The sequence below is a fragment of the Maribacter huludaoensis genome (assembly GCF_029350945.1).
Classification (GTDB): domain Bacteria; phylum Bacteroidota; class Bacteroidia; order Flavobacteriales; family Flavobacteriaceae; genus Maribacter; species Maribacter huludaoensis.
On sequence record NZ_JARKMS010000004.1, the window covers coordinates 140,838 to 154,323 of the forward strand.

The 13,486-nt window shown below is 35.9% G+C and carries 14 protein-coding genes and 1 other RNA gene; 10 read left to right on the forward strand and 5 right to left on the reverse strand.

The features are described 5' to 3' along the window. The first annotated feature begins 2 nt into the window (after positions 1-2). The 3 genes from eboE to PXC01_RS12965 are packed head-to-tail and all read left to right on the forward strand — an operon-like array spanning position 3 to position 2,933. A complete protein-coding gene (gene eboE / locus PXC01_RS12955) occupies positions 3-1,196 on the forward strand; it encodes a metabolite traffic protein EboE (RefSeq protein WP_276472715.1) in 1,194 nt (397 codons plus the stop codon). 3 nt (positions 1,197-1,199) lie between these two features. Then, positions 1,200-2,573 (forward strand): alkaline phosphatase family protein, encoded by a 1,374-nt coding sequence (locus tag PXC01_RS12960; protein ID WP_276472716.1) that lies wholly within the window; start codon positions 1,200-1,202, stop codon positions 2,571-2,573. Between the two features lie 6 nt (positions 2,574-2,579). Beyond that, positions 2,580-2,933, forward strand: a complete 354-nt coding sequence (locus PXC01_RS12965) for a transmembrane 220 family protein (protein WP_276472717.1) — start codon at positions 2,580-2,582, stop codon at positions 2,931-2,933. Here PXC01_RS12965 and PXC01_RS12970 read toward each other — a convergent pair. Continuing rightward, a complete protein-coding gene (locus PXC01_RS12970; RefSeq protein WP_276472718.1) occupies positions 2,922-4,781 on the reverse strand; it encodes a DNA polymerase III subunit gamma/tau in 1,860 nt (619 codons plus the stop codon). The two genes, PXC01_RS12965 and PXC01_RS12970, sit on opposite strands and share 12 nt — an antisense overlap. Positions 4,782-4,890: 109 nt before the next feature. Here PXC01_RS12970 and rnpB point away from each other — a divergent pair. Then, an RNA gene (rnpB, locus tag PXC01_RS12975) (RNase P RNA component class A) lies at positions 4,891-5,198 on the forward strand. Between the two features lie 96 nt (positions 5,199-5,294). On the opposite strand, the gene PXC01_RS12980 is transcribed toward rnpB, so the two are convergent. The 3 genes from PXC01_RS12980 to PXC01_RS12990 are packed head-to-tail and all read right to left on the reverse strand — an operon-like array spanning position 5,295 to position 7,295. Further along, entirely contained in the window at positions 5,295-5,831 is a 537-nt protein-coding gene (locus PXC01_RS12980; RefSeq protein WP_276472719.1) for an RsmD family RNA methyltransferase, read from the reverse strand. After that, positions 5,831-6,667: a DUF3822 family protein gene (locus tag PXC01_RS12985; protein WP_276472720.1), complete on the reverse strand. Its 837-nt coding sequence runs from the start codon at positions 6,665-6,667 to the stop codon at positions 5,831-5,833. Before PXC01_RS12985 ends, PXC01_RS12980 begins: the two co-directional genes overlap by 1 nt. Beyond that, positions 6,645-7,295 (reverse strand): hypothetical protein, encoded by a 651-nt coding sequence (locus PXC01_RS12990; protein ID WP_276472721.1) that lies wholly within the window; start codon positions 7,293-7,295, stop codon positions 6,645-6,647. The genes PXC01_RS12985 and PXC01_RS12990 overlap by 23 nt, the downstream gene beginning before the upstream one ends. A gap of 101 nt (positions 7,296-7,396) precedes the next feature. On the opposite strand from PXC01_RS12990, the gene PXC01_RS12995 reads away from it, so the two are divergent. The 6 genes from PXC01_RS12995 (at position 7,397) to PXC01_RS13020 (ending at position 12,612) form a co-directional block, all read left to right on the forward strand. Further along, positions 7,397-8,830, forward strand: coding sequence for an ATP-dependent DNA helicase (locus PXC01_RS12995; protein WP_276472722.1), 1,434 nt, complete (start codon positions 7,397-7,399; stop codon positions 8,828-8,830). Between the two features lie 62 nt (positions 8,831-8,892). Next, on the forward strand, positions 8,893-9,462 hold the full coding sequence (locus PXC01_RS13000) for a DUF4126 domain-containing protein (protein ID WP_276472723.1): 570 nt from the start codon (positions 8,893-8,895) through the stop codon (positions 9,460-9,462). Between the two features lie 26 nt (positions 9,463-9,488). After that, on the forward strand, positions 9,489-10,202 hold the full coding sequence (gene kdsB / locus PXC01_RS13005) for a 3-deoxy-manno-octulosonate cytidylyltransferase (RefSeq protein ID WP_291963504.1): 714 nt from the start codon (positions 9,489-9,491) through the stop codon (positions 10,200-10,202). After that, positions 10,193-10,891 carry an HAD family hydrolase gene (locus PXC01_RS13010; protein WP_276472725.1) on the forward strand — a complete coding sequence of 233 codons (699 nt, stop codon included), beginning with the start codon at positions 10,193-10,195 and terminating at the stop codon, positions 10,889-10,891. Before kdsB ends, PXC01_RS13010 begins: the two co-directional genes overlap by 10 nt. Positions 10,892-10,914: 23 nt before the next feature. Next, positions 10,915-12,024, forward strand: a complete 1,110-nt coding sequence (locus PXC01_RS13015; protein WP_276472726.1) for an iron-containing alcohol dehydrogenase family protein — start codon at positions 10,915-10,917, stop codon at positions 12,022-12,024. A 60-nt stretch (positions 12,025-12,084) separates the two neighbouring features. Further along, complete coding sequence (locus PXC01_RS13020; RefSeq protein ID WP_276472727.1) at positions 12,085-12,612, forward strand: 1-acyl-sn-glycerol-3-phosphate acyltransferase; 528 nt, start codon at positions 12,085-12,087, stop codon at positions 12,610-12,612. Positions 12,613-12,694: 82 nt separating this feature from the next. Here PXC01_RS13020 and PXC01_RS13025 read toward each other — a convergent pair whose 3' ends face one another. Continuing rightward, entirely contained in the window at positions 12,695-13,405 is a 711-nt protein-coding gene (locus PXC01_RS13025) for a YebC/PmpR family DNA-binding transcriptional regulator (protein ID WP_276472728.1), read from the reverse strand. Between the last annotated feature and the right edge of the window lie 81 nt (positions 13,406-13,486).

Here is a 13,486-nt window from a genome sequence, read left to right on the forward strand (position 1 = left end):
CAATGCAACTGAAAAAAAACTATCACCTAACATATTGTACAAACATTCACCCTGGGCAAGATTGGAAAAATACTTTTGAAAGTATTGAGCATCATGTGCTAGGTATCAAAAAAGAAGTTTCAAAGAATCAAGCTTTTGGTTTAGGACTGCGTCTATCAAATAAAGCCAGCGAAGAGCTTGACATGGGCAATAATTTGACCGACTTTAAAAAGTGGTTAAATGATAATGATTTGTACGTGTTTACAATGAATGGTTTTCCTTATGGAAATTTTCATGACGAGCGTGTAAAAGATTTGGTACATGCGCCAGACTGGACTACAGATGACCGCTTAAATTATACCAAAAGACTGTTTCGTCAACTTTCAGAATTAATTCCCGCGGGATTGAACGGCGGAATTTCAACATCTCCAATCACTTATAAATACTGGCATAAGACCCTTTCGGAAACAAAAAATGCATTTGAAGCCGGTGCTAAGAATATGCTTGAAGTTGCCAAGCAATTGTTCAAAATTGAACAAGATACAGGAAACTATTTGCATATGGATATTGAACCTGAACCAGATGGTTTGCTAGAAAATAGCGATGAGGTTTTGTTGTTTTATTCGGATTACTTGGTTCCTATAGGTAGAGCTTATTTTAAGCAGGAATTAGATTTAAATGCAGATGAAGCAGAATCTTTAATTAAAAAATATATTACAGTTTGTTATGATGTTTGCCATTTTTCATTGGCCTATGAGGAGCCGACCGTTACATTTGCAAAGTTTAAGGCGAATGATATTAGGGTAGGAAAAATTCAAATAAGTGCCGCGTTGAAAATTCTTTTCAATAGTACCGATGATGAACGTATTTGGGAAGAACTTTCACAATTTAATGAGCCTACCTATTTACATCAGGTAACCGAAAAAGTAGACGGAAAGGTTAAGACATATAGTGATTTGCCTTTGGTATTGGAAGGGGAAAGAAATCACACGGAACTTAGAGCACATTATCATGTTCCTATTTTTTTAGAAAAATATGGCAAGTTGTTTTCAACGCAAGATCATATTCTAAAAACGATGGAATATTTAGAAACTGATCCTATATCGGAACATCTAGAAATAGAAACTTATACATGGGATGTGCTTCCGGCAGATTTAAAACAGGATTTATCGGTATCAATAATACGAGAACTAGAGTGGCTTAAGTCACACATGTAAAATATGAAGAAAACGGTTGTCATAAATGTAGTTGGGTTAACAAAACGATTGATAGGTGAACATACACCGTTTATAAAATCATTTTTAGAGAGAGGGCAGGCATCATACATAGAGCCTGTGCTACCTGCCGTTACATGTGCTGTACAATCTACCTATGTAACCGGTAAATGGCCATCTGAACATGGTATAGTTGGTAATGGTTGGTATTTTAAAGATGAGTGTGAAGTAAAGTTTTGGAGACAGTCTAACAAACTGGTAGAACAACCAAAAATATGGGACGATCTCAAAGAAAAATACCCCAATTTTACCTGTGCCAACCATTTTTGGTGGTACAATATGTATAGCAACGTTGATTTTAGTATTACGCCAAGACCTAATTATTTGGCAGATGGTAGAAAAATTCCAGATGTATATTCTTATCCTGCTGAATTAAGGGACGAAATGCAAAGTACTTTAGGAACATTTCCGCTCTTTGAATTCTGGGGGCCAAAAACTACCATCAACTCATCTAAATGGATCGCAAATGCAGCTTTGTTGACGGATAAGAAACATAATCCTAATCTAACATTGATTTATTTACCCCATTTAGATTACAACTTACAACGTTATGGTCTTGATTTTAAAATAATTTCTAAGGATTTAAATGAAATAGATGCTGTGGTAAAACAATTGGTACAACATTATGAGTCTTTGGACACCAGGGTGATACTTCTTTCCGAGTATGGAATTACAAATGTAAACAAGCCAATTCATCTCAATAGAATTTTAAGAAAAGAAGGATATATAGCCATACGTGAAGAGCGTGGACTGGAGCTTTTAGATGCCGGAGCAAGTGATGCTTTTGCTGTTGCAGATCATCAAATTGCCCATGTGTATTGCAAAAATGAAAAAGATATTGGTAAGATAGCTGCATTGATAAAAGCAGTTGAAGGTGTGGAGAAAGTTTTATATGGAGATGATTTAAAAGACTACCACATTGATCACGACCGCTGTGGTGATATTGTAGTAGTAGCTGATAAAGATTCTTGGTTCACATATTACTTCTGGTTAGATGATGCCAAGGCACCTGATTATGCCAGAATGGTGGATATTCATAAAAAACCAGGTTATGATCCAGTTGAAATGATGACTGATCCAAAAGATAAATTGGTTATGGCAAAAGTTGCCGGAAAGCTCATAAAGAAAAAATTGGGTTTTAGAACAGTGATGGATATTATACCAATTGATGCCAGTTTAATAAAGGGTTCTCACGGTCGTTTGACTGAAGATCAAGAAGATTTTCCAATCTTTATAAGCAATTATGTAACTGGTGATAACGATCAGAGAATTAGTGCAGTACAAGTGCGTGATCTTATTGAAGATCACTTATTAAACTAAATTCAAATGAATCTATTATTTAAGATATTAGGCTACGTTTTTGCATTGTTATTTACTGTGGGTGCAGTCTTGCAGTACAATGATCCAGACTCTTTACATTGGATCGTTATTTACGGAACTGCCGCTGTGGTATCGTTATTATTTGCGTTAAATAAGATAGGATATATTGTGCCGTTAGTTTTAGGAGTACTTGCGTTTATTGGTTTTGTATATCTATATCCTACAAATTTCCAAGGATTTGATTTAACTGATGGAGACATTGTTACTGTAGAATTGGGGAGAGAGGCTTTTGGACTTCTAATAATTTCAATAGTGCTATTGGTGTTTGCTTTTTTAAGCAAGAAAAGATTACAGGAATAAATCGAATTCCTGCCTCAATAAATCTATTACCGGATTTTTTTCTCTTAACTTCTCGTATTTCTCTTCAGGTGTAAAAGCAAACTTTGTTGCGGTGGTTTCATTTACCTTAATGTCTAAATGAATGAAGTGGTTGTTCAGCTTAGCACGTAGATACTCCATTAATTCGAACTGTTCACGTTCTATTTCCTTTTTCATGGTGCTGTTAGGTAGCTCTAAATAAATAGCGAAACCTTCTTTTAATTTTGGAACGTCTGAGTGTAGGTTAGATGCTAGAATTTTTTGACCTTTCTTATCAATGATTTCTATAAAGTTTGCCCAATGTTTACGTAGTTCTTCTTCTGTAAAATTCTCTTTAGGCAAATTATTTTCGTCAATAACGACCTCGATTTTATTGAGTTCGTGCTGTTTTTTAGCATTTAAGCTAGAAATTGAAAGGCCTGACACCCGTTTTGTAGGCCTATTGATAATAGGTTTTTTAGCATCGGTACTTATTTCTGCAGACGTTGAGGTCACAACCTTTTTTTCAGGATCATAAGTTTTTACCGGTGCAACTTCTTTTTCAATATTTCCTACAGCAGATTTGAATTCAACCTGTGCATCGGTAGTTTCGTTTATAGAACTTGTTTTTTTAGGAATATCGGTTTGGGTTACGGCAGGTTGATTTCCGGTAACCGGTTTAACATCGGATTCTTTTTTTGATGTTCTTGGTACTTGATTGTAAAATGCCGAGGGAGCAATAAAATCAACAGTCTTATTGTTAAGGGCTACGGATTCAGGATTTTTTTTTTCTCCATCAAAATTGATAGAGGCAAGTTTCATAAGTGTAAGTTCAACAAGTAAGCGCTGATTTTTGCTTGTTTTATATTTTAGATCGCAGTCGTTTGAAATTTCCAATCCTTTAAGCAGGAAGGAGGGAGCGGTCTTTTTACTCTGGTCTCTATATAATTGTTGTGCAGCTTCGCCAACTTCCAATAAGTTGATGGTGTCAGGATGTTGGCAAACCATTAAATCCCTAAAATGGGAGGCAAGGCCAGATATAAAATGATGCCCGTCAAAACCAAGTGATAGGGTTTTGTTGAACAACAATAATAACCCTGGTATATTATGCTCTAATATTAAGTCTGTTGCCTCAAAATAAGTATCGTAGTCTAAGACATTTAAGTTTTCGGTTACCGCTTTACGCGTAAGTTCTGAACCGGAAAAACTTACTACCCTATCAAAAATGGACAAGGCATCTCGCATGGCACCATCAGCCTTTTGGGCTATGATATGTAGTGCATCATCTTCGGCATTGACACCTTGGCTTTCGGCAATATATTTTAAATACTCGGCAGCATCTTTGACCGTAATTCTTTTAAAATCAAAAATTTGACATCTAGAAAGAATAGTAGGTATTATTTTATGCTTTTCTGTTGTGGCCAAGATGAAAATAGCATGCTTTGGTGGCTCTTCTAGGGTTTTTAGAAATGCATTAAAAGCAGATTGGGATAACATGTGTACCTCATCAATAATATATACTTTGTATTTACCAACTTGTGGCGGTATACGAACTTGATCGATAAGGTTACGAATGTCGTCTACCGAGTTGTTAGAAGCGGCATCAAGTTCAAAAATATTAAAGGCAAAATCTTCATTTTCCTTTTCGGTACCATCAGAATTTATCTGTTTTGCCAAAATACGGGCACAGGTAGTTTTACCCACACCTCTTGGTCCGCAGAATAATAAAGCTTGTGCCAAGTGATTTTGGTCTATTGCATTTTGTAAGGTATTGGTTATAGATTGCTGGCCCACAACATCTTTAAATGTTTGGGGTCTATACTTTCTGGCCGATACAATAAATGGTTCCAAAATGTTATCTCTGATTAAACTTATACAAATATAAATATAGCCTTTAATTATAGCGAGAATTAAGAAAAGAGATCATCTATAGTTATCAACAATTGCCTTACATTTGCGCACAGCAGGCCACCTTATCGCTGCCAAGTAATTGGGAGAGGAAAGTCTGGACACCATAGTGCAGTATAGCGGGTAACGCCCGTCCGCAGAGATGTGAGGACAAGTGCAACAGAAAGCAAGTACAGTTAGGCTGTAGTGAAACCAGGTAAACTCTATACGGTGAAACGTCATGTAAATCGGTGTTTGAGGGCTGCACGCCCAAATCGAAGGGTAGGCGGTTAGAGCTTAGGGGTAACCCTTTGCCTAGATAAATGATAAGGAATTCTGATTTTTCAGAATACAGAATCCGGCTTATGGCCTGCTTTTTTATTAAGATAGTAAATCTTTAATTTACCTAATGTAAAAAACCTTGAGCATAGTCGACGGTTTTTTACACTTTAATAATTGGGTCTATGCTTTTAGAATTTACTTTTCAAAAAAGCTAAAAACACTTCCGCCGTATTTTCTAGAATTTTTATAGTGGGGAAATTCGGCCAAACTAGTTCTGTTGGAATGTTCTATAATCAATACCCCATCTTCCAGAAGAAGGTCATTTTCAAAAACCAGTTGTGGCAGTTTTTCAAAATCGGCTAATTCCATATCATAAAAAGGATCTGCAAATATAATATCGAATTTTTCGGTATTTCTTTGTAGAAAGGTAAATACATCACTCTTTAAAGTGCGAATATCCATATCTAGCATTTCAACCGTTTTATCAATAAATTGTATGCATCCGGAGTGAGCATCAATAGCGAGTATATCATCAACGCCCCTAGAAGAGAATTCGTAACTTATATTACCGGTACCTGCAAAAAGATCAAGGACTTTAATGTCTGGAAAATAATAGCTATTATTTAAAATATTGAACAAGCTCTCTTTGGCCATATCTTTCGTGGGCCTAACAGGTAGTTTTTTAGGAGCCATTAGGTTACGTCCTTTATGTTTTCCAGATATGATGCGCATTATATAGTATTGATAAGGGTGAAATCTATGGAGCCTGATGAAGGTTCTCCAAGTTTTAATAGTTGGGCCGCCGATGGTTCAAAAATGCTTATATGTTGAATGTAATTATAGCAAAGTTGAAAAGTTTCGTCGTCTTCTTCAATATCCCCAAATAATTTTACAATTACGTTTTTAGGGTCTAGTTCCAATTGTTCAATTACAAAAAGTAAGTAATAGGCAAAGTCTTCTTTTGTCTGATATTTAAAACTATTGTACAATAGTAGTTTACGCTGGTTTAGAACCGTAATATCCAGTTGATCCTTATTCACATGTACAAAACACGTAATCTCTTGGTTTTGTGTTTGGTTGTTTAATAAAGATTGCAATAATACCGTGCCATTATGCATAAAATCAAACTCCCCAAAAAGATCATAGATATAGTTGTTAATGTTTACATAGGGTACATATACATTAACTAGATCATGGTTTTCTACCTCGTCATAAGCTAAAACATCATTAGCCAATACCTTGGTGTTAAATTTTAGGTATTCATTTAAATGATCTGTATTGAACAAAGATTTTGGGACCAGGCCAAAAAGGGTATTTCTATGAACGGCTACCACTTCATCAAACTGCATGTTTTCAATATCATGCCTTTGAAAAAGCTTTTCCAATTCATCTTTAGCGGTCATTGGATTTTTTTCTTCAGAAAAATCAATTCTGTCAGAAATCAACAATTTTTGCGAAACAGTGTCTGCTACACAAAAAGAAAGTCCATTCAAGCTAACCTGAATGGACAATTTTTTAAAACTTTTATCCGCTATGTTTAAGCTACTATTGTTTAACTTTTTTGTCATATATGGAAGGCCAGTTACCGCTTGTACTAACTTCGTCTAAAGAACCTACGTAAATTGATGGTCCATTTACTTCTTCTACACTTAATGCAGCTTTTTCACGAGATAACAAATCTTTTGGCTGATCATAAAGAACAACATCTTTGTCCACTTTTGCTTCAAAAACAGGAGCTTTGTAGCCACTCTTTTCAACAAAACCAGCTTTCATCGTAAATTTTTCACCATTTGCTGCGGTAGGTACGTCCATTAAGGTTTTGTATCTGGTATCCGCTTTAAAAAGTGAATCTTTTACAGAAACTGTCCCTAAAGTATCAATGATCTTAACTTCTTTCAGCATATCTATACCGTAAGCTTTATCAAACTCCATAAAAGAAGAATCTCTTTGTTGTGTAATAACATATTTACCAGTGTCGATAAAACGAATAAGACTATTGAAGTCATTGGCGTATTTACCGTTTACGGTTTTATAAGCTTCTTGAGAGTTTTTAATATCTTTCAATTTGGCAATAACCTGCGAATAACGCTCTATTTTTACTTCTTTAAATTTGATTGGTCCAGTAATGGAGTTGTAAATAAAGTATCCTAAAGCGATACATCCAATCCAAAGTACAATTTGTATAATGGTCTTCATTTCGTATGTGTTATTTTTATTTAGTGGTCTTCACAAATCTACAATTTTTTTTTAATCGTAAAAGTTTTTAGGCTAAAAATCATCTTTATCTTTGAAGGCACATGAAACCAACAACACCCGCATCATTCTATAGTATACTAGAAAACAAATTTCCTCATACACCAACTGCCACACAATCAGTGGCTTTGCAAAAATTGGCGGAGTTTACCCTTTCAACGGTCAAAGATGAAGTTTTTTTATTAAAAGGTTACGCAGGTACTGGTAAAACTACTTTAATAGGTACTTTGGTTAATAGTTTATGGAAGGTTCAAAAGAAAGCTGTGCTTATGGCACCAACTGGTAGAGCGGCAAAAGTGATGTCAAATTATTCAAAAACACAGGCATTTACCATCCATAGAAAAATTTATTTTCCCAAGAAGCAGAGCGGTGGTGGGGTGCAGTTTGTTATGGCACCTAATAAGCATAGGGACACTTTGTTCATTGTTGATGAGGCATCAATGATACCGGATACCGCGGCCGATTCTAAATTATTTGAAAACGGATCTTTATTAGATGATTTAATGATGTTCGTTTATTCTGGTCACAAATGTAAGTTGTTGTTAATAGGCGATACTGCACAATTACCTCCGGTGCATTTGGTATTGAGTCCGGCTCTGGACGGTGATAAACTTTCTTTAAATTATAATAAAGAAGTGGTTCGTTTAGAATTAAATGAAGTAGTAAGGCAAGCTGGCGATTCAGGAATTCTGGCAAATGCTACCTTATTAAGGGAGCAGTTGCAAAGTGAATTTTTTGAAGACTTTAAATTTGATGTTGATCCGTTTACCGATATAGTAAGATTAATAGACGGTAATGAGATTCAAGAAGCCATTGATAGCTCGTATTCGGAAAACGGAAAAGAAGAAACTGCATTTATCGTCCGCTCCAATAAACGGGCAAATCTTTATAATCAAAATATTAGGGAACGAATTTTATTTCTTGAAAACGATATTGCCGTAGGCGATTTTATGATGGTGGTCAAGAATAACTATTATTGGTTGAAACCAAGTTCCGAGGCTGGATTTATAGCGAACGGAGATATCATAGAGGTTCTTGAAATATATGATATTAAGGAAATTTACACTTTTAAGTTTGCTGAGGTCAAGGTTAAAATGGTCGATTATCCGAATATGGCACCATTTGAAACCGTTTTGTTACTTGATACTATTACGGCAGAATCGCCTTCATTGTCTTATGAAGATGGTAATAGGTTGTATCAAGAAGTAATGAAAGATTTTGCGCATGAAAGTTCTAAGTATAAGAAATTTTTGGGTGTAAAGAATAACAAATATTTTAATGGGTTACAGGTGAAATTCTCTTATGCCATAACCTGTCATAAATCTCAAGGAGGGCAGTGGAATACCGTTTTTGTGGAACAGCCATATTTGCCCAATGGTATAGATAAAGAATATCTGCGTTGGTTGTATACCGCGGTGACCAGGGCCAAGAGCAAGTTGTATCTTATTGGTTTTAAGGACGATTTTTTTCTTGATTAAGAAAAGGTTATTTTAGTGATTATTGAAGCAGTAAAAAATGTTTAGCAAACGGTACATATAATATGACAACAGATACGGTATTAAGTATATTTTTAGGGGTAGGTCTAGCGGCATCTGTAGGTTTTAGGGTTTTTTTGCCATTGTTCGCTTTGAGCTTGGCTTCTTATTTTGGAGTATGGGAACTAAATGACAATTGGCAATGGATAGGAAGTTTTGTGGCCGTATTGACTTTGGGTGTAGCTACATTTTTAGAAATATTCGCCTATTTCATTCCTTGGTTCGATAATTTATTGGATAGTATTGCAGTGCCTTTGGCAGCAATTGCGGGTACAGCGGTAATGGTTTCAACGGTAGCGGATTTAGATCCGGTAATAACCTGGTCATTGGCCATTATAGCCGGTGGCGGTACTGCCACGGCCATAAAAGGAGCAGGTGCAACAGGTAGGTTGGCATCTACTGCCACAACAGGCGGTTTGGCAAATCCTGTGATTACTACGGTAGAGACAGGTACTGCTGCAGTGGTATCGGTCGCGTCAATATTTGCACCTATCTTAGCGGCAGTTTTGGTCATTATCATCTTAGTTGTCATTTTTAGGATATACAGAAGCTTACGACCAAAGGCAAAAACATAAAATAAAAGTAGTTGAAGAAAATAGCAATGATACCTGCTCGTTATGCGGCATCTAGATTTCCTGCAAAATTAATGCAAGATCTAGCTGGTAAACCGGTCATTTTAAGAACATACCAAGCTGCGGTACACACCAAATTGTTTGATGAAGTTTATGTAGTTACGGATAGCGATGTAATCTATGATACTATTACTAATGCGGGCGGCTTGGCTATCATGAGTCAAAAAGAGCATGATTGTGGTAGTGATCGCATTGCGGAAGCGGTGATGCAAATGGATGTGGATATTATAGTTAATGTGCAAGGTGATGAACCATTTACAGATAGAGAGAGTTTGGAAGGTGTAATGAAGGTTTTTGAAGATGATATTCACAAAGAAATAGATTTGGCTTCTCTAATGGTCAAGATAACGGATGAAGAGGAAATAAATAATCCGAATACCGTAAAAGTTATAGTTGATAATAGAGACTTTGCATTGTATTTTTCAAGGTCGCCCATACCTTACCCAAGAGCAAAAAGTGATCAGACCATATATTATAAGCATAAAGGTATTTACGCTTTTAGAAAAAGTGCCTTAATGGATTTTCAGCGGTTGCCCATGTTACAATTAGAAGCGACCGAGAAAATTGAAGCAATACGTTATTTGGAATATGGCAAGAAGATTAAAATGGTAGAAACCAATGTTCAGGGCATAGAAATTGATACTCCTGAAGACCTAAAGAAAGCCCAAGCAGCATGGAAATAGATTTTGAAGGAATAAATGTTATCGGTTTTGATGCAGATGATACCTTATGGGTAAATGAGACCTATTTTAGAGATACTGAAGATAAGTTTGCCAATTTATTGGAGAAGTATGAAACTAAGAATAAAATTGATCAAGAGCTTTTTAGAACAGAAATAAAGAATTTAGATCTATATGGATATGGCATAAAAGGCTTTATGCTATCTATGATAGAATGTGCTTTAGAACTTTCAAATAATCAGATTTCATCAAAAACTATCGGAGCGCTTTTAGAGCTGGGGAAGGAAATGATAACGCAGCCTGTAGAATTATTGGATGGGGTGGAAGATGTATTAAAAAGTTTGAAGGATAAATACCGGTTAATTGTCTTGACAAAAGGAGATCTTTTAGATCAAGAAAGAAAATTGGAACGATCAGGTTTGTCCCAATATTTTCATCATGTAGAAGTGTTGAGCGATAAAAAGGAAAAGAATTACAGTGATTTGTTAGAACATTTACAAATAAAGCCAAGCGAGTTTTTAATGATAGGAAATTCATTAAAATCTGATGTTTTGCCTTTAGTGGAAATAGGAGCGCGAGCAGTTCATGTTCCTTTTCATACAACATGGCAGCATGAAGAGGTTACAGGTGTGGTAGAGAATAAAGGATATACTACAATGAGTTCATTGGTAGATATTTTGAAGCATGTTTAATGACTATGGAGGTGAATAAAAAGATGGCGAAAGAAAATATACCCACTAAGGCTACACAAGAGTTCCGTAACTTTCCTATGGTACCCAGGGTGGTCTATGGCAAAGGAAGTTTTGATACCCTAGGTGATATTTTGATGCCAAAGAGAAAACACTCAGAAGCACCCATGATTTATTTGGTCGATGATGTTTTTGAAAACGCAGACCTTATAAATAGAATACCAAATATCTTTTGTGACCAGATTGTATTGATATCTGCCGAAGAAGAGCCAAAAACAGAACAAGTGGACGCTCTTGTTAAAATGATACGGGAGAAGTACACTGAAATGCCATCAGGCATTATTGGCATCGGTGGCGGTACTTTGCTAGACCTGGCAAAGGCGGTTGCTATCATGCTTACCAACAAAGGTAGTGCATCAGATTACCAAGGATGGGATTTGGTAAATAAACAAGCTATCTATCACGTAGGTATACCAACTATAAGCGGCACAGGAGCAGAAGTCTCAAGGACAACGGTCTTAATGGGGCCCGAAAAAAAATTAGGGATAAACTCGGACTATACCACTTTTGATCAGGTCTTGTTAGATCCAGATTTAACCAAAGGAGTATCAAAAGAACAATGGTTTTATACTGGTATGGATTGTTTTATACATTGTATAGAATCGCTAAATGGAACATTTTTAAATGCCTTTAGCCAAAGTTATGGCGAGAAATCGTTAGAACTTTGTAAAGAGGTTTTTTTAGAAGATTTGGAAGAATCGGATAGTAGAGAGAAGCTAATGATGGCATCTTGGCATGGTGGTATGAGCATAGCCTATTCACAGGTGGGTGTAGCACATGCCATGAGTTATGGTCTAGGTTACGTTTTAGGTGTAAAACATGGCATAGGCAATTGTCTTGTTTTTCAATATTTAGAGGAGTTTTATCCAGAAGGAGTATTATTATTTAATAAGATGCTCAAAAAGCATGATATAGAATTGCCAAAAGGAATTTGCGCAAACCTGTCAGACGGCGAAATGGACACCATGATTACCGTTGCTATGGGTATGGAACCGCTATGGGAAAATGCCTTAGGTGAGGACTGGAAGTCCACAATTACCCCCGAAAAGCTTAAAGCTATTTATCAAAAAATATAGTTTATTTCAATTATTTATTTAGTAGTATTTCTCAATTAGGGGAATCTACAATCATATTATATGCAACAATTAGCAAAATTTATATATTTTAAAATTTTAGGATGGAAATTGAACGGAGCCTTTCCTTCCCATCTTGATAAATTTGTGGCTATCGTAGTGCCGCATACCAGTTGGTGGGATTTCCTCTTAGGATTGTTAATTCGTGCAGTCTGGCAAGAAGAAATTAATTTTGTTGGCAAGAAGAGTTTATTCAAACCTCCTTTTGGTTGGTTTTTTCGATGGACAGGTGGTGCACCAATAGATCGTACTAAAACCAATGATACCGTAAAAGCTACAGCGGAGATATTCAGTGAACGAAAAAAGTTCAGATTAGCGCTATCACCGGAAGGTACCAGAAAAAAAGTAGAAAAATGGAAAACAGGTTTCTACTACATTGCTAAAACCGCCAATGTACCTATTGTATTAGTAGCGTTTGACTACGGCAAAAAAGAAATAAAATTATCAGAACCTCTTATCCCAACAGAAGATAAAGAAGCCGACTTCAAAAAATATCATGCTTTTTTTGAAGGAGTGGAGGGGAAGTATTGATGAATTCATTTTTGTATTCTAATCTTATAAACAAAAAAAAGGAGACCAAATAGGTCTCCTTTTTTTATAGAATATGTAAAGTTTATTCTTGCATAGAGTGATATACATTTTGTACATCATCGTCCTCTTCTAATTTTTCTAGCAGCTTTTCAACATCTGCGGCTTCTTCTTCGTTAAGTGCTTTTGTCACTTGTGGTATACGTTCAAAGCCTGAAGATAAAATTTCTATTTCACGGTTTTCCAATTCTTTCTGTAGAGCGCCAAAACTCTCAAAAGATCCGTAAATTAATATTCCGTCATCATCAACAAATACCTCTTCTGCACCAAAATCGATCAATTCCAGTTCCAATTCTTCTGGGTCAATACCTTCCGCTGGAATGCGAAAGTTGCAAGTATGATCAAACATGAATTCAACAGAACCTGATGTGCCTAGGTTACCGTTACATTTGTTAAAGTAACTTCTAACATTGGCGACAGTTCTAGTATTATTGTCGGTAGCAGTTTCTACTAAAACAGCTATTCCGTGAGGGGCATAACCTTCAAAAAGAACTTCTTTGTAATCTCCAAGACTTTTGTCACTTGCTCTCTTTATTGCACGCTCAACATTGTCCTTTGGCATGTTGACCGATTTGGCATTTTGTATAACTGCTCTTAGTCTTGAATTGGAATCTGGATCCGGTCCGCCTTCTTTTACGGCCATTACAATATCTTTGCCTATACGTGTAAACGCTTTGGACATTGCGGACCATCTTTTCATTTTACGTGCTTTTCTAAACTCAAAAGCTCTTCCCATGGTATATTATTTTTAACAAATGTACAAAAACGGTCAATGTTCAGAAATCATAAAATGAATTTCATGAATGCCATTTTTAAC